At 66.0% G+C, this 15958-nt stretch carries 14 protein-coding genes; all 14 read left to right on the top strand.

Annotated elements, in window-relative coordinates; genetic code table 11:
• Window positions 1-368 precede the first annotated feature (368 nt).
• The 14 genes from gyrA to FOC84_RS03965 all read left to right on the top strand — a co-directional run bounded on the left by gyrA (window position 369) and on the right by FOC84_RS03965 (window position 15908).
• Entirely contained in the window at window positions 369-3038 is a 2670-nt protein-coding gene (gene gyrA / locus FOC84_RS04030) for a DNA gyrase subunit A (RefSeq protein WP_173143286.1), read from the top strand.
• Window positions 3038-4168, top strand: coding sequence for a 3-phosphoserine/phosphohydroxythreonine transaminase (gene serC, locus FOC84_RS04025; protein WP_173143285.1), 1131 nt, complete (start codon window positions 3038-3040; stop codon window positions 4166-4168). The genes gyrA and serC overlap by 1 nt, the downstream gene beginning before the upstream one ends.
• Window positions 4161-5246 (top strand): prephenate dehydratase, encoded by a 1086-nt coding sequence (gene pheA / locus FOC84_RS04020; protein WP_088139176.1) that lies wholly within the window; start codon window positions 4161-4163, stop codon window positions 5244-5246. Before serC ends, pheA begins: the two co-directional genes overlap by 8 nt.
• Window positions 5247-5257: 11 nt before the next feature.
• A complete protein-coding gene (gene hisC / locus FOC84_RS04015) occupies window positions 5258-6379 on the top strand; it encodes a histidinol-phosphate transaminase (RefSeq protein WP_173143284.1) in 1122 nt (373 codons plus the stop codon).
• On the top strand, window positions 6376-7278 hold the full coding sequence (locus tag FOC84_RS04010) for a prephenate dehydrogenase (protein ID WP_173143283.1): 903 nt from the start codon (window positions 6376-6378) through the stop codon (window positions 7276-7278). Before hisC ends, FOC84_RS04010 begins: the two co-directional genes overlap by 4 nt.
• Before the next feature lie 5 nt (window positions 7279-7283).
• Window positions 7284-8606: a 3-phosphoshikimate 1-carboxyvinyltransferase gene (aroA, locus tag FOC84_RS04005; RefSeq protein ID WP_173143282.1), complete on the top strand. Its 1323-nt coding sequence runs from the start codon at window positions 7284-7286 to the stop codon at window positions 8604-8606.
• A gap of 13 nt (window positions 8607-8619) precedes the next feature.
• Window positions 8620-9309, top strand: coding sequence for a (d)CMP kinase (gene cmk, locus FOC84_RS04000; protein WP_173143281.1), 690 nt, complete (start codon window positions 8620-8622; stop codon window positions 9307-9309).
• Between the two features lie 197 nt (window positions 9310-9506).
• A complete protein-coding gene (rpsA, locus tag FOC84_RS03995; protein WP_173143280.1) occupies window positions 9507-11222 on the top strand; it encodes a 30S ribosomal protein S1 in 1716 nt (571 codons plus the stop codon).
• 3 nt (window positions 11223-11225) lie between these two features.
• The gene (locus FOC84_RS03990) at window positions 11226-11585 is read left to right on the top strand and encodes an integration host factor subunit beta (protein WP_013392394.1); all 360 of its coding nucleotides are present in this window, start codon (window positions 11226-11228) and stop codon (window positions 11583-11585) included.
• A 139-nt stretch (window positions 11586-11724) separates the two neighbouring features.
• Window positions 11725-12039 carry a LapA family protein gene (locus FOC84_RS03985; RefSeq protein WP_013392395.1) on the top strand — a complete coding sequence of 105 codons (315 nt, stop codon included), beginning with the start codon at window positions 11725-11727 and terminating at the stop codon, window positions 12037-12039.
• 54 nt (window positions 12040-12093) lie between these two features.
• A complete protein-coding gene (lapB, locus tag FOC84_RS03980; protein ID WP_173143279.1) occupies window positions 12094-13308 on the top strand; it encodes a lipopolysaccharide assembly protein LapB in 1215 nt (404 codons plus the stop codon).
• Window positions 13305-14246, top strand: a complete 942-nt coding sequence (gene rfaE1, locus FOC84_RS03975) for a D-glycero-beta-D-manno-heptose-7-phosphate kinase (protein ID WP_173143278.1) — start codon at window positions 13305-13307, stop codon at window positions 14244-14246. Before lapB ends, rfaE1 begins: the two co-directional genes overlap by 4 nt.
• Window positions 14243-15232, top strand: a complete 990-nt coding sequence (rfaD, locus tag FOC84_RS03970; protein WP_173143277.1) for an ADP-glyceromanno-heptose 6-epimerase — start codon at window positions 14243-14245, stop codon at window positions 15230-15232. Before rfaE1 ends, rfaD begins: the two co-directional genes overlap by 4 nt.
• A 184-nt stretch (window positions 15233-15416) precedes the next feature.
• Window positions 15417-15908 (top strand): ComEA family DNA-binding protein, encoded by a 492-nt coding sequence (locus tag FOC84_RS03965; protein ID WP_173143276.1) that lies wholly within the window; start codon window positions 15417-15419, stop codon window positions 15906-15908.
• The last annotated feature ends 50 nt before the right edge of the window (window positions 15909-15958 follow it).

Here is a 15958-nt window from a genome sequence, read left to right as displayed (position 1 = left end):
CCCCGCCGCATATCAGGAAAACGGGGCCAGTATAGCAACGCCAAGAGCTGGTTCAAAGGAATAGCTACTGGGTTTCCTGCGTGCTGGAAACAATCTTAAGGCATTTGGGGGCCTTTGGCTTCCCTGGAGAGGCGCATTGGCGCTGGATATGACGTTTTCGGCGCTCCTTCCGTTTTCCCTGTTGGTTTTTGACAACAGGCCCACGGGACGGGGGCGGATACGCGGGTCCGTCGCCACCCCATATCTTCCGGTCCGGTCCGTCGAGGCGCTTCTTGGGGAGGACCTTCTGACCGCTCCGGGAATCGGATGATAGAATTTCCTGTTTACCCGGCCCGGGTTCCTCCTTACACGATTCTGTCGTTATATATATGGATTCCTTTGCCAAGGAGACGCTTCCGGTATCGCTGGAAGAAGAGATGCGCCGCAGTTACCTCGATTACGCGATGAGCGTGATCGTTGGGCGGGCGCTACCGGATGTGCGGGACGGCCTCAAGCCCGTCCACCGGCGCGTGCTCTACGCGATGCACGAACTGAACAACGACTGGAACCGCGCTTACAAGAAGTCGGCGCGTATCGTCGGGGACGTCATCGGTAAATACCACCCCCACGGCGACCAGTCCGTCTATGACACCATCGTCCGCATGGCGCAGGATTTCTCCATGCGCTACATGCTGGTCGACGGCCAGGGCAACTTCGGCTCGATCGACGGCGACAACGCCGCGGCGATGCGTTACACCGAAATCCGCCTGGCCAAGATCGCCCACGAATTGCTGGCCGACATCGACCAGGAAACGGTGGACTTTGGCCCCAATTACGACGGCAGCGAACAAGAACCGCTGCTGTTGCCGTCGCGCCTGCCCAACCTGCTGGTCAACGGCAGCTCGGGCATCGCGGTGGGCATGGCCACCAACATACCGCCCCACAACCTCCAGGAAGTGGTCGACGGCTGCCTGTACTGCCTGCGCAATCCGGCCTGCACGGTCGATGAGCTCATGGAGCTCATCCCGGCCCCCGATTTCCCCACCGGCGGCATCATCTACGGCATGTCCGGCGTGCGCGAAGGCTACCGCACTGGTCGCGGCCGCGTCATCATGCGCGCCAAGACCCACTTCGAGGACATGGAGAAGGGCAACCGCCAGGCCATCGTGGTCGACGCGATCCCCTATCAGGTCAACAAGAAGACGCTGCAGGAACGCATCGCCGAACTCGTCAACGACAAGAAGATCGAAGGCATCTCCGACATCCGCGACGAGTCCGACAAGGACGGGATGCGCCTGGTCATCGAACTCAAGCGCGGCGAGGTTCCCGAGGTTGTCCTGAACAACCTCTATAAGAACACGCAGCTGCAAGATACCTTCGGGATGAACCTGGTGGCGCTGGTCGACGGCCAGCCGCGCCTGCTCAACCTGAAGCAGATGATCGACTACTTCCTGCAGCATCGCCGCGAAGTGGTCACGCGCCGCACGGTGTTCCAGCTGCGCAAGGCCCGCGAACGCGGCCACGTGCTGGAAGGCCTGGCCGTCGCGCTCGCGAATATCGATGACTTCATCGCCATCATCAAGGCGGCGCCGACCCCCCCGGTCGCGCGCCAGGAACTGATGGCGAAGTCGTGGGATTCGTCGCTGGTGCGCGACATGCTGTCGCGTGCCGACGGCGACACGCCGGGAGGCCGCGCGGCTTTCCGTCCGGACGATCTGGGCACCGAGTTCGGCCTCCAGGGCGACGGCATGTACCGCCTGAGCGACACGCAGGCCCAGGAAATCCTGAACATGCGCCTGCAACGCCTGACCGGGCTGGAGCAGGACAAGATCGTCGGCGAATACAAGGACATCATGTCCACCATCGCCGACCTGCTGGATATTCTGGCCCGCCCCGAGCGCATCACCACGATCATTTCCGACGAGCTGCAGGCCATCAAGGCGGAATTCTCGACTGGCGTGAAGGACACGCGCCGTTCGGATATCGAACTGAACGCCACCGAACTCGACACCGAAGACCTGATCACCCCGACCGACATGGTCGTGACCCTGTCGCACGGCGGCTACATCAAGAGCCAGCCGCTGTCCGAATACCGCTCGCAAAAGCGCGGCGGACGCGGCAAGCAGGCCACGGCCATGAAGGAAAACGACTGGATCGACCAGTTGTTCATCGCCAACACGCACGACTTCCTGCTGTGCTTCTCGAACCGCGGCCGCGTGTACTGGCTGAAGGTCTGGGAAGTGCCGCAAGGCACGCGCAACTCGCGCGGCAAGCCCATCGTCAACATGTTCCCGTTGGCTGACGGCGAGAAGATCACCGTGGTGCTGCCGGTCAAGGAATTCAGCGAAGACCACTACGTCTTCATGGCGACCTCGCGCGGCACGGTCAAGAAGACCCCGCTGTCCGATTTCTCCAACCCGCGCAAGGCCGGCATCATCGCCGTGGACCTGGACGACGGCGACTACCTGATCGGCGCCGACCTGACCGATGGCAAGCATGACGTCATGCTGTTCTCGGACTCCGGCAAGGCCGTGCGCTTCGACGAGAACGACGTGCGTCCGATGGGCCGCAACGCCCGCGGCGTGCGCGGCATGATGCTGGAAGATACCCAGACCGTCATCGCGCTGCTGGTGGCTGGCGACGAAACGCAAAGCGTGCTGACCGCCACCGAAAACGGCTACGGCAAGCGCACGCCTATCATCGAGTACACGCGCCACGGCCGTGGCACCAAGGGCATGATCGCCATCCAGACCAGCTCGCGCAACGGCAAGGTCGTGGGCGCCGTGCTGGTCATGCCTTCGGACGAGATCATGCTGATCACGACCGGCGGCGTGCTGGTGCGCACCCGCGTCTCGGAAATCCGCGAAATGGGCCGCGCCACGCAAGGCGTCACGCTCATCAACGTCGACGACGGCAGCTCGCTGTCCGGCGTGCGCCGTGTCGTGGAAAGCGATGCGGACGATGACGGCGACCTGGGCGAAGATGGCCAGGACGCGGATGGCGGCGACGACAATGGCGCTGCGGACTCGACGGATTCGACGGAACCTACGGAGCAATAATGGCCCGCCCCTGGAACTTCTCGGCAGGCCCCTCGGCCTTGCCCGAGGTGGTGCTGCAGCAAGCCGCTGCGGAAATGCTGGATTGGCACGGCAGCGGCATGTCCGTGATGGAAATGAGCCATCGCGGCAAGCATTTCGTGCAGATCTGCGATGAAGCAGAGTCCGATCTGCGCGACTTGCTCGGACTGCCGGCGGATTACGCCGTCATGTTCATGCAAGGCGGCGGTTCCGGGGAAAACGCCATCGTCCCCATGAATCTCATGGGGCGCCGCGGCACGCCGGCGGCCGACTTCGTCGTGACGGGCCACTGGTCCAAGCGTTCGTACAAGGAAGCCGGCCGCTACGGCAGCACCCATGTGGCGGCAAGCAGCGAGCAGGCCATCCAGTTGGATGGCCGCGAGCAGGCGCCGCTGACCTGGGTGCCGCCGGTCGATACCTGGCAGGTGCGCCAGGATTCGGCCTATCTGCACCTGTGCAGCAATGAAACCATCGGCGGCGTCGAGTTCATGGACTGGCCCGACACCGCCGCGCTGGGCGCACCCGACGTGCCGCTGGTCGTCGATGCGTCCTCGCATTTCCTGTCGCGTCCGATGGACGTGACGCGCTGCGGCATGATGTATGCCGGCGCGCAGAAGAACGCCGGTCCGGCGGGCGTGACCATGGTCATCGCGCGCCGCGACCTGATCGGCCATGCCTTGCCGATCTGCCCGTCCGCGTTCGACTACGCCAACGTGGCCGCGGAGCATTCGCGCTACAACACCCCGCCCACCTTCGCCATCTACGTCGCCGGCCTGGTGTTCAAGTGGGTCAAGGCCCATGGCGGCGTGGCCGGCATGGAAGCCGCGAACAAGGCCAAGGCCGATCTGCTGTACGGCTACCTGGACAGCACCAGCTTCTACCGCAACCCCATCCACGCACCCGTGCGCTCGCGCATGAACGTGCCGTTCGTGCTGCGCGACGAATCGCTCAACGACGCCTTCCTGCAAGGCGCCGACGCGGCCGGCCTGACACAGCTCAAGGGCCACAAGAGCGTGGGCGGCATGCGCGCCTCCATCTACAACGCGGTGCCCCTGGCTGGGGTCGCCGCGCTGGTCGAGTACCTCAAGGAATTCGAGCGTCGCTATGGATGACGATCTGCAGCGCAAGCTGCTCCCCCTGCGTCAGCGCATCGACGCGCTGGACGCCCAGATCCTGGACCTTCTGACGCAGCGCGCGAGCGCCGCGCTGGAAGTGGGCGAGGCCAAGCACGCCGCGAATGCCGATGGCCCCGTGTTGCGCCCCGAGCGCGAAGCCGATGTCATCCGCCGCCTGCAGCAGACCAATCCCGGCCCGTTCCCGAACGCCGGGGTGGCCGCGGTCTGGACTGAAATCATCTCGGCCTGCCGCGGCCTGGAGCGCGGCATGACGGTCGCTTTCCTGGGGCCGCAGGGCTCGTTCTCGGAACAGGCCGCGCAGGAGCATTTCGGCCACGCCGTGCAGAAGCTGCCGTGCGCGTCCTTTGATGAAGTCTTTCGCGCCGTCGAGGCGGGGCAGGCCGACGTCGGCATGGTTCCGGTCGAGAACTCCACCGAGGGCGCGGTCAATCGCAGCCTGGACCTGCTGCTGAACACGCCGCTGAAGATCCTGGGCGAGCGTTCGCTGGTCATCCGCCATTGCCTGATGTCGCAGTCGGGCAGCATGGATGGCATCAAGACGATTTCCGCGCATCCGCAGGCGCTGGCCCAGTGCCAGGGCTGGCTGACGCGCAACTATCCCGACGTGGCCCGCGTGGCCGCGTCCAGCAATTCCGAGGCCGCGCGCGCGGCCGCGGGTGATCCGAGCATCGCGGCCATCGCCGGCGAAGTGGCCGCGCCCGCCTGGAACCTGCAGATCGTGGCTGCGGGCATTCAGGACGACCCGCACAACCGCACGCGCTTCCTGGCGATCGGCAACATCGAGCCGCTGGTCAGCGGCAAGGACAAGACCAGCCTGATCCTGGCGGTGCCCAACCGCGCCGGCGCCGTCTACGAAATGCTGGCGCCGCTGGCGGCCAATGGCGTATCCATGACGCGCTTCGAGTCGCGGCCGGCCCGTACCGGCCAGTGGGAATACTATTTCTATGTGGACGTCCAGGGTCACCGCAATGACCCGAACGTCGAACGCGCCCTTGCCGCCTTGCAGGCGCAGGTTGCCTACCTGAAAGTGCTGGGTTCCTACCCGGCGCCGTGAGCCCTTCCGACATGACCACCGCATCCAAGCCCCTCGTTGCTCCCGCGCACGTCAGCGCCATCGCGCCTTACCAGGCCGGCAAGCCCATCGAAGAACTGGCCCGCGAATTCGGACTGGATCCCGCCGGCATCGTCAAACTGGCGTCCAATGAAAACCCGCTGGGCATGCCCAAGTCGGCGCGCGAGGCGATGCTGGCCGCGGCCGAGTCGCTGGCGCGCTACCCCGATCCCAACGGCTTCGACCTGAAGGCGGCGCTGGCCGAACGCTATGGCGTGCCGATGAGCTGGGTCACGCTGGGCAACGGCTCCAACGACATCCTGGAAATCGCGGCGCTGGCGCTGCTGGAGCCGGGCGTGTCGGCGGTGTACGCGCAGCATTCGTTCGCGGTCTACCGCCTGGCCACCCAGGCGCGCGGCGCGCGCCACATCGTGGTGCCGGCCAAGGACTACGGCCACGACCTGGATGCGATGTTCGACGCCATTGCCGACGATACGCGGCTGCTGTTCATCGCCAACCCGAACAACCCGACCGGCACCTTCGTGCCGGGCGACCAGATCGCGGCCTTCCTGGAGCGCGTGCACGCCACCCACGGCGACCGCGTGACGGTGGTGCTGGACGAGGCCTATAACGAGTACCTCGATCCCGAGTTCCGCTTCGACAGCACCGCGCTGGTGCGCCGCTATCCCAACCTGATCGTGTCGCGCACGTTCTCCAAGGCCTACGGCCTGGCGGGCCTGCGCGTGGGCTTCGCGGTGGCGCAGCCCGTGCTGACGGACTTGCTGAACCGCGTGCGTCAGCCGTTCAACGTCAATACGCTGGCGCAGGCCGCGGCCATCGCCGCGTTGCGCGACGCCGCCTACCTGGAAGAGGCCTACGCCTCGAACAAGGCGGGCAAGGCGCAGCTGTGCGCCGCGTTCGATCGCCTGAAGCTGCGCTACGTGCCCAGCTACGGCAACTTCGTGCTGGTGCATGTGGGCGATGCCCCGCGCATCAACCTGGAGCTGCTCAAGCGCGGCGTGATCGTGCGTCCGGTGGCCGGCGACGGCTTGCCGGAGTGGCTGCGGGTGTCCATCGGGCTGCCGCAGGAAAACGAGCGATTCATCGAAGCTTTGACCGCCATCCTGTCCGCATGAACGACGCGTCACCGAAATTCGATCAGGGGGCCGCTGGCCCCCTGATTCCTGTATTGGCCGTCGTGGGCGTGGGCCTGATCGGCGGATCCTTCGCCGCGGCCTTGCGCCGGGCGGGGCAGGTGGGCCGGGTGCTGGGGGTGGGGCGCAATGCGCAATCGCTGGCCCGCGCCGTCGAGCTGGGGCTGATCGACGAGGCCGCTTCTCTTGAAGATGCCGCGGCGCGCGCCGATCTGGTCCTGCTGGCGACGCCGGTGGGCGGGCTGGCCGACGTGCTGTCGCGCATGCGCGCGCATCTGCGTCCTGCCACCGTGCTGACCGATGCGGGCAGTACCAAGGCGGAGGTGGTTGCGGCCGCGCGTGCGGCGCTCGGCGACCGGGCCGCGCAGTTCGTGCCCGGCCATCCCATCGCCGGCGCCGAACGCACCGGGCCCGAGGCGGCCGATGCCGATCTGTACCGCAACCGCACCGTCATCCTGACGCCCTTGGCCGAGAACGGCGAGTCTTCCCTGGGCCTGGTGCGCCACGCATGGCAGGCTTGCGGGGCGGACGTGATCGACATGGATGCCGACGCCCATGACCGGGTGCTGGCTTCGGTCAGCCATCTGCCGCATCTGCTGTCGGCGGTATACATGGAGCAGGTGGCCGAGGCCGCCGACGCCTCCACGCGCTTGGCTCTGGCGGGCAGCGGCTTTCGCGACTTCACGCGTATCGCCGCGGGTTCGCCGGAAATGTGGCGCGACATTTTTCTGTCCAACCGCGACGCGATGCTGGCCGAACTGGCCGACGTGCGCGCGGTGCTGGATCGTGCCGAACGCGCCATTGCCGACGGCGATGGCGCGGCTTTGCTGACGCTGCTGGACACGGCGGCCCGCGCCCGCCGCAACTGGCGCAAGGAGTAGCTGACATGGGCGCTTTGCCTTTTATCGACCTGCCGCGCGTGCGGCAAGCGCGGGGCGTGATCGCCCTGCCGGGTTCCAAGAGCATTTCCAACCGCGTGCTGCTGCTGTCCGCCATCGCCGAGGGCAGCACGGTCATCACCGGCCTGCTGGATTCCGACGACACTCGCGTCATGCTCGGCGCCTTGCGCCAGCTGGGCGTGCTGGTGTCGGAACTGGAGGCCGGCAGCGTCACGGTGCAGGGTGTGCGCCGCTTTCCCGTTGAAAGCGCCGACCTGTTCATGGGCAACGCCGGCACCGCGATCCGGCCGCTGACCGCCGCGCTGGCGCTGATGGGCGGCGACTACCGCCTGTCGGGCGTGGCGCGCATGCACGAGCGGCCCATCGGCGACCTGGTCGACGCGCTCAAGGGTCTGGGCGCCAGCATCGACTACCTGGGCCAGCCCGGCTACCCGCCCCTGCACATCGGCCGCGGCGACATCGCGGCCGACGCGGTCACGCGCGTGCAGGGCTCGGTGTCCAGCCAGTTCCTGACCGCCTTGCTGATGGCCGCGCCGCTGCAGGCTGGCCGCAGCGGCAAGCCGGTCACGATCGAGGTACTGGGCGAACTCATCTCCAAGCCCTACATCGAGATCACGCTGAACCTGATGGCGCGCTTCGGCGTGCAGGTGCGGCGCGACGGCTGGAGCCGCTTCGTCATCGACGGCGGGGCGGCCTATCGCAGCCCCGGGCAGATCGCCGTGGAAGGCGACGCTTCCACGGCTTCGTACTTCCTGGCGCTGGGTGCGATCGGCGGCGGGCCGCTGCGCGTGACCGGCGTGGGCGCCGACAGCATCCAGGGCGACGTCGCCTTTGCCGATACGCTGGCCGACATGGGCGCCACCGTGACCTACGGCCCCGACTGGATCGAAGTGTCTGGTGCGCGCGTCGCCCAGGGCGAACGCCTGAAGGCCTTCGATACCGACTTCAACCTGATTCCCGACGCCGCCATGACCGCGGCCGCCCTGGCGCTGTACGCCGACGGCCCGTGCCGCCTGCGCAACATCGGCAGCTGGCGCGTCAAGGAAACCGACCGCATCCATGCCATGCAGACCGAGCTGGAAAAGCTGGGCGCGCAGGTGGAATCGGGGCCGGATTGGCTGCGCGTGACGCCACCGGCACAAGATGCCTGGCGCGACGCGCACATCGGCACCTGGGACGACCACCGCATGGCCATGTGCTTCTCGCTGGCGGCTTTCGGGCCGGCGGCCGTCCGTATCCTCGACCCGGGCTGCGTCAGCAAGACCTTCCCGGGTTACTTTGATGTTTACGCGGGCCTGGTAGCGGCCTAGCGCAGAATTGCCCATGACTTCGATTCCCTCTGCAACTTCCTCTTCTGTCCCCGTCATCACCATTGACGGCCCCACCGCGTCCGGCAAGGGCACGGTGGCCCACCGCGTCGCCAAGGCGTTGGGCTGGGCCGTGCTCGACAGCGGCGCGCTCTATCGCCTGACCGCGCTGGCGGCGCTGAACCGCGGCTTGTCGGCCGAGGACGAGCCCGGCGTGGCGCGCGTGGCCGAAACCCTGGACGTGCGTTTCGAAGGCCCGCATGTCTACCTCGAAGGCGTGGACGTCGGCCACGAGATCCGCCGCGAGGAAGTCGGTAATTTCGCTTCCTGCGTGGCCGCCTTCCCGGGCGTGCGCCAGGCGCTGCTCGAACGCCAGCGCGCCTTCCGGGTGGCTCCGGGCCTGGTTGCGGACGGTCGCGACATGGGCACGGTGGTGTTTCCCGATGCGCCCCTGAAGGTGTTCCTGGTCGCCGATGTGGTCGCGCGGGCGCAGAGGCGCTGTAAGCAGTTGATCGAAAAGGGAATTTCTGCTAATCTTGATGACCTTCTACGGGATATGCGCGAGCGGGACGCCCGCGATACCGGGCGAACTACGGCTCCCTTGGTTCCCGCAGCGGATGCACACGTGCTGGATTCGTCTGATTTGACGATTGCGGAAACGGTGCAGGCAATACTGGATTTCTGGAAGAACGCCGCCGCGGACTGAGTTATCGGTCCCGGACTTTCCCCGCGAATCCTCCGCAGGTTTCTGTTTTTTTTATCGGCCCTGTTCAAGCCAGGCGCAACCCCCACGGGCCACCCCGCAAGGGCGAACCGGCAAACAGGCATTTTGACTCCACTGTGGCGGGCAATCCGCTGCGGTGTGTTTTTAACGGCCATTTCGGCCCAATGGATTTCAACCCCATGTCTTCCGTTTCCACTACCGTCGCCACCGGCGGCGAAAGCTTCGCCGACCTTTTCGCACAGAGCCTCAAGAGCCAGGACATGAAGTCCGGCGAGGTCATCAGCGCCGAAGTCGTCCGCGTCGACCACAACTTCGTCGTCGTCAACGCCGGCCTGAAGTCCGAAGCGCTGATCCCCCTGGAAGAGTTCCTGAACGACCAGGGCGAGCTCGAAGTGCAACCCGGCGATTTCGTCTCGGTGGCCATCGATTCCCTGGAAAACGGCTACGGCGACACCATCCTGTCGCGTGACCGCGCCAAGCGCCTGTCGGCCTGGCTGCAACTGGAAAAGGCCCTGGAAAACGGCGAGCTGGTTACCGGCACCATCACCGGCAAGGTGAAGGGCGGCCTGACTGTCATGACCAACGGCATCCGCGCGTTCCTGCCGGGTTCGCTGGTGGACCTGCGTCCGGTCAAGGACACCACCCCGTACGAAGGCAAGACCCTCGAATTCAAGGTCATCAAGCTCGACCGCAAGCGCAACAACGTCGTTCTGTCGCGTCGCCAGGTGCTGGAAGCCAGCATGGGCGAAGAGCGCCAGAAGCTGCTCGAAACCCTGCACGAAGGTGCTGTGGTCAAGGGCGTGGTCAAGAACATCACCGACTACGGCGCGTTCGTGGACCTGGGCGGCATCGACGGCCTGCTGCACATCACCGACATGGCCTGGCGCCGTGTGCGTCACCCCTCCGAAGTCCTGCAAGTGGGTCAGGAAGTCGAAGCCAAGGTGCTCAAGTTCGACCAGGAAAAGAGCCGCGTCTCCCTGGGCGTCAAGCAGCTGGGCGAAGATCCGTGGGTGGGCCTGGCTCGCCGCTACCCGCAAGGCACCCGCCTGTTCGGCAAGGTCACGAACCTGACCGACTACGGCGCGTTCGTTGAAGTCGAAGCCGGCATCGAAGGCCTGGTGCACGTCTCCGAAATGGACTGGACCAACAAGAACGTCGATCCGCGCAAGGTCGTGACCCTGGGCGAAGAAGTCGAAGTCATGGTCCTGGAAATCGACGAAGACCGTCGTCGCATCTCGCTGGGCATGAAGCAGTGCCGCCAGAACCCGTGGGAAGAGTTCGCCACCAACTTCAAGCGTGGTGACAAGGTCCGCGGCGCCATCAAGTCGATCACCGACTTCGGCGTGTTCGTCGGCCTGCCCGGCGGCATCGATGGCCTGGTTCACCTGTCCGACCTGTCGTGGGCGGAAACCGGCGAAGAAGCCGTGCGCAACTTCAAGAAGGGCGACGAGATCGAAGCCGTGGTTCTGGGCATCGATACCGACAAGGAACGCATCTCGCTGGGCATCAAGCAGCTGGAAGGCGACCCCTTCAACAACTTCGTTGCCACCTTCGACAAGGGCGCCGTTGTTCCGGGCACCATCAAGTCGGTCGAAGCCAAGGGCGCTGTTGTCACGCTGTCCGTGGACGTTGAAGGCTACCTGCGCGCTTCCGAGATCTCTTCGGGCCGCGTCGAAGATGCCACCACCGTTCTGAACGCCGGCGAAAACATCGAAGCCATGATCGTCAACATCGACCGCAAGACGCGTTCGATCCAGCTGTCGATCAAGGCCCGCGACAACGCCGAAACCGCCGAAACGATCCAGCGCATGTCCGACGCCAGCGCTTCGTCCGGCACCACCAACCTCGGCGCGCTGCTGAAGGCCAAGCTGGACCAACAGCGCAACGACGGTTAATTCGTGACCAAGTCGGAGCTGATCGCCGCCTTGGCGGCCCGCTATCCTCAGCTGGCCGCCCGCGACACCGATTACGCGGTCAAGACCGTACTCGACGCAATGACCCAGGCCCTGGCCTCGGGTCAGCGCATCGAGATCCGCGGTTTTGGCAGCTTCTCGCTGTCGCAGCGGTCTCCCCGCATCGGTCGCAATCCGAAATCCGGCGAACAGGTGCTGGTGCCTGGTAAACAGGTGCCGCACTTCAAGGCGGGCAAGGAACTGCGCGAGCGGGTGGACTTGGCCGGCGGCAATGACGAGGACGCTCAATCCTCTGGATCGAGTGAACCGATGCCGTCGATGGTGAGTCTGCACGCCATGCATTGACGGCACGGCAGTAAGGCCGCCTTCGGGCGGATCGGACCGAGAACCTAGCCCCTTGAGCAATCAAGGGGCTTTGTTTTTTGGCGCCAGGCGGGATCCGTCGCTTACAATTGACAGTCTTGAATTCTTTGGAGCATGCGCCATGCGCTACCTAGTCTGGGCCCTGCGATTGCTCGTGTTTGTTGCCGTATTGATGTTCGCATTGAAAAACACGGATCCGGTCGCCGTGAAGTTCTACGCCGATTACGTGGTGCAGGACGTCCCCCTCATCGTCGTGATGCTGGTCGTGTTCGTGTTGGGCGCCTTGTTCGGTCTGTTGCTGACCGTGCCCGCCGCCATGCGCCGCCGCCGCGAAGCCATGCGCCTGCGCCGCGAACTGGACCGCGTCCAGGCCGCCGTGGCCGGCACCACGCCTGCCGTGCCGCCGGAGGCCGTGGCCCCGATGTCGCCGCTGTAATGCGCGCCGGCCCTGTATCCCTTTCCGTACTGAATTACCGCAAGAGCCCGCACAGTGGATTTTGAACCTTGGTGGTTGATTTTCGTGCCGGTATTGTTCGCGCTGGGCTGGCTGGCCGCGCGCTTCGATATCCGGCAAATGCTGCGGGAAACCCGCAGCCTGCCCGACTCCTATTTCCGTGGGCTGAATTTTCTGCTCAATGAAGAGCCGGATCGCGCCATTGACGCCTTCGTCGAAGTGGCCAAGCTGGACCCGGAAACCACCGAGCTGCACTTTGCGCTGGGCAGCCTGTTCCGCCGGCGGGGCGAAATGGAGCGCGCCATCCGCGTGCACCAAAGCCTCCTGAACCGTTCCGACCTGCCCGCCGCCGAACGCGAGCACGCGCAGCACGAGCTGGCGCAGGACTTCCTCAAGGCCGGCATGCTGGACCGCGCCGAAAACGGCTTCGAGCAGCTCAAGGACACCCGCTACGCCTTGCCCGCGCTGCGTTCGCTGATCCGCATCTACGAATCCGAGCACGACTGGCCGCGCGCCATCGAGGCCGTGAAGACGCTGCAGGGCCTGGTCGACGAGCCGGTGCCGCAGCTCGTGCACTATTACTGCGAACAGGCGCAGACCGCGCTGTCGGCCAAGCCTGCCGACATCGAAGCGGCCCACAAGGCGCTGGACGCCGCCGATCATGCCCTGTCGACCATCGATCCCGGTGCGAGCAAGGGCGCCATGGTGCGCACCGCGATGCTGCGCGCTCGCCTGGCCCTGATCGAACAGGACCCGAAGCGCGAACGCCTGTACCTTGAATCGGTCATGACCGACGCTCCGGAGTACGCCGGCCTGGTGGCCGAGCAGGTGCTGGCGAACTATCGCGCCGCCAATCAGGAAGAAGCCGGGCTCGACGTGCTGCAGAAGCAGTATGCGCGCCACGCATCGCTGGACCTGTTCAACGTGCTGTTCCGTGAACTGCGCGCTCAGCAAGGCTCCGCGCCGTCATGGGCATTTGCCCGCAATGCCTTGCGCAGCCATCCGTCGTTGCTGGGGCTGGACCGCCTGCTGGAGGCCGAGCTGGCCAATCCGGAAGGCGGCGCCGAGCAAGCACCGGTGCCGGGCGCCGACCTGACGCTGTTGCGCAGCCTGATCCACAAGCATACGCAGCGGCTGGACCGCTACGCATGCCGCAGTTGCGGTTTTCAGGCGCGTCGCTTTTACTGGCAATGTCCCGGCTGCAACGCCTGGGAAACCTATGCGCCGCGCCGCTTGGAAGAACTTGAATGAATGCATTTCCCGCCGAAGCCATTTCGCATAGCCGCGTCCTCGTGGTGGGCGATGTGATGCTGGACCGATACTGGTTCGGCGAAGTCGAACGCATCTCGCCGGAAGCGCCGGTGCCCGTGGTGCGCGTGGCGCGTCGCGAAGACCGCCTGGGCGGCGCGGCCAACGTCGCGCGTAACGTGGCGGCCCTGGGCGGCCATGTGACATTGGTCGGCGTGCTGGGCGAAGACGAGGCGGGCGACAGCGTCCGCCGCCTGTCCGCCGAGGCCGGCATACAGGCCGAACTGGTCGCCGATCCGTCCTTGCACACCACCTTGAAGATGCGCGTGCTGGGCCGCCAGCAGCAGCTCTTGCGCGTGGACTTCGAGCAGCATCCGGCGCAGGCCGCGCTGGACAACGTTGAGGCCGCCTTTGCCCGCCATCTGGCCAACCACGACATCGTCGTGCTGTCCGACTACGCCAAGGGCGTGCTGACGCGGGTCGAATCGCTGATCGCCCTGGCCCGCAGCGCCGGCGTGCCGGTATTGGTGGACCCCAAGGGCCACGACTACGCCCGGTATCGCGGCGCCACCCTGGTCACCCCCAACCGCTCGGAAATGCAGGAGGCCGTGGGCCGCTGGAATTCCGAGGCCGAACTTACCGATCGCGCGCAGCGCCTGCGCGCCGACCTGGATCTGGAAGCCTTGCTCGTGACGCGTTCCGAGCAGGGCATGACTTTGTTTACCGACGCGGGGCGCGACCACATCGACGCCCAGGCGCACGAAGTGTTCGACGTGTCCGGCGCGGGCGATACCGTGCTGGCGACGCTGGCCGTGTCGCGCGCCATCGACCTGCCCTGGGTCGACGCGATGGGCTGGGCCAACAAGGCCGGCGGCATCGCCGTGGGCAAGCTCGGCACGTCCATCGTCACCGCCGCGGAATTGGCAGGAGAACTCTCATGATCGTCGTTACCGGAGCCGCCGGCTTCATAGGCAGCAACCTGGTGCGCGGGCTCAACCGCCGCGGCATCCAAGACATCATCGCGGTCGATGACCTGACCGAAGGCGATAAGTTCGTCAACCTGGTCGATTGCCAGATCGCCGACTACATGGACAAGGACGACTTCCGCCGCCGCGTCCTCGACGGCAGCCTGCGCGAAGTGCGCGCCGTGCTGCACCAGGGTGCGTGCTCGGACACGACCGAGCGCAACGGCCGCTACATGCTCGACAACAACTACCGCGTCACGCTGGAGCTGTTCGAGTTCTGCCAGGAGCGCCGCATTCCGTTCCTGTACGCCTCGTCGGCGGCGGTCTATGGCGGTTCCTCGATCTACGTGGAAGATCCCGCCAACGAAGGCCCGCTGAATGTCTACGGCTATTCCAAGCTGCTGTTCGACCAGGTCCTGCGCCAGCGCATGGACAGCCTGACCGCACAGGTCGTGGGCCTGCGCTATTTCAACGTCTATGGCCCGCACGAACAACACAAGGGGCGCATGGCCTCGGTGGCGTTCCACAACATGAACCAGTTCCTGGAGCACGGGCACGTGCGCCTGTTCGCGGGCTGGGACGGCTACGTGGACGGCGGCCAGAGCCGCGACTTCATCTCCGTCGAGGACGTGGTCGCGGTCAATCTGCACTTCCTGGACCACCCCGAGCAGTCGGGCATCTTCAACTGCGGCACGGGCCGCGCGCAGCCCTTTAACGACGTGGCGTCCGGCGTGGTCAATGCCTTGCGCGCGGAGCGCGGCGAAGCCGAGCTGACGCTGGCGCAACTGGTCGAACTGGATCTGATCCGCTACATCCCGTTCCCGGACGACCTGAAAGGGCGCTACCAGAGCTACACGCAGGCCGACGTCACGCGCCTGCGCGCGGCGGGGTTCCAGGCGCCGATGCGCGACGTGCGGACCGGCGTCACCGAGTACGTGCGCTACTGGCGCGCCCGCAAGTAAGTCCGGTACGTTGCGCAACCGCGCCGTGTCCGCAGGAAAGCCACCGTTCGCGGTGGCTTTTTTTCGCCCGGCGGTTTGCCGGGGCGGATGTTTGCGTTCACTGTGCCGCCGTGGATGGGCGTGCCGCCAGCATGATCCGGGCGTGGCGTGACAGCCGTTGCGCCAGACTCCAGGGAGACCTTCCATGAATCCGTTTCTTCAATCGGCCGCCGCTCGGCCAGTACCTTTTGCAAGATGGCGCAGGCCTCGCGCCGCCAGCGGCTCCGGCACCCCGTCGCACCCTTTGCGGCAGGCGTTGGGCGCGCTGCTGGTGACGGCGGGCCTGAGTCTTGCCGCGCCCCTGGCGCACGCAGTCGACGTCAACCAGGCCAACGTCCAGCAGCTGGAGGGCGTGCGGGGCATAGGTCCGCGCATGGCGGAAATCATCGTCAAGGAACGCGAGCGGGGCGGCAAGTTCGAATCGCTGAACGATCTGGCTGAACGTGTGCGCGGCATCGGTCCGAAAAAGGCGCAGGCCCTGCAAGAGGCAGGCCTGCAGGTGGGCGGTGCGGGCCCGCAGGCCGCGGCGGGCGATACGGCGGCCAAGCCGGCGCAGGGCAGGGCGGCGGCCAAGGCCGAAGCCAAACCCGAAACGAAACCGGCGGCGTCCCAGTCCGCGGCCCGCGCCCGGCCCTGAGACGGCCGGCGCGGGTAGCCATGGCGGGAGCGCGGCTTTTGGCGCCGCGC

Source organism: Achromobacter pestifer (assembly GCF_013267355.1).
Classification (GTDB): domain Bacteria; phylum Pseudomonadota; class Gammaproteobacteria; order Burkholderiales; family Burkholderiaceae_B; genus Achromobacter; species Achromobacter pestifer_A.
Note: the sequence above shows the minus strand (reverse complement) of the source record. Positions and strands in the feature narration are given on the sequence as shown.

Bases quoted from the DNA above. Each gene is read 5' to 3' on its own strand.
- gyrA (WP_173143286.1), top strand. From the start codon at position 369: ATGGATTCCTTTGCCAAGGAGACGCTTCCGGTATCGCTGGAAGAAGAG.
- serC (WP_173143285.1), top strand. From the start codon at position 3,038: ATGGCCCGCCCCTGGAACTTCTCGGCAGGCCCCTCGGCCTTGCCCGAG.
- pheA (WP_088139176.1), top strand. From the start codon at position 4,161: ATGGATGACGATCTGCAGCGCAAGCTGCTCCCCCTGCGTCAGCGCATC.
- hisC (WP_173143284.1), top strand. From the start codon at position 5,258: ATGACCACCGCATCCAAGCCCCTCGTTGCTCCCGCGCACGTCAGCGCC.
- FOC84_RS04010 (WP_173143283.1), top strand. From the start codon at position 6,376: ATGAACGACGCGTCACCGAAATTCGATCAGGGGGCCGCTGGCCCCCTG.
- aroA (WP_173143282.1), top strand. From the start codon at position 7,284: ATGGGCGCTTTGCCTTTTATCGACCTGCCGCGCGTGCGGCAAGCGCGG.
- cmk (WP_173143281.1), top strand. From the start codon at position 8,620: ATGACTTCGATTCCCTCTGCAACTTCCTCTTCTGTCCCCGTCATCACC.
- rpsA (WP_173143280.1), top strand. From the start codon at position 9,507: ATGTCTTCCGTTTCCACTACCGTCGCCACCGGCGGCGAAAGCTTCGCC.
- FOC84_RS03985 (WP_013392395.1), top strand. From the start codon at position 11,725: ATGCGCTACCTAGTCTGGGCCCTGCGATTGCTCGTGTTTGTTGCCGTA.
- rfaE1 (WP_173143278.1), top strand. From the start codon at position 13,305: ATGAATGCATTTCCCGCCGAAGCCATTTCGCATAGCCGCGTCCTCGTG.
- rfaD (WP_173143277.1), top strand. From the start codon at position 14,243: ATGATCGTCGTTACCGGAGCCGCCGGCTTCATAGGCAGCAACCTGGTG.
- FOC84_RS03965 (WP_173143276.1), top strand. From the start codon at position 15,417: ATGAATCCGTTTCTTCAATCGGCCGCCGCTCGGCCAGTACCTTTTGCA.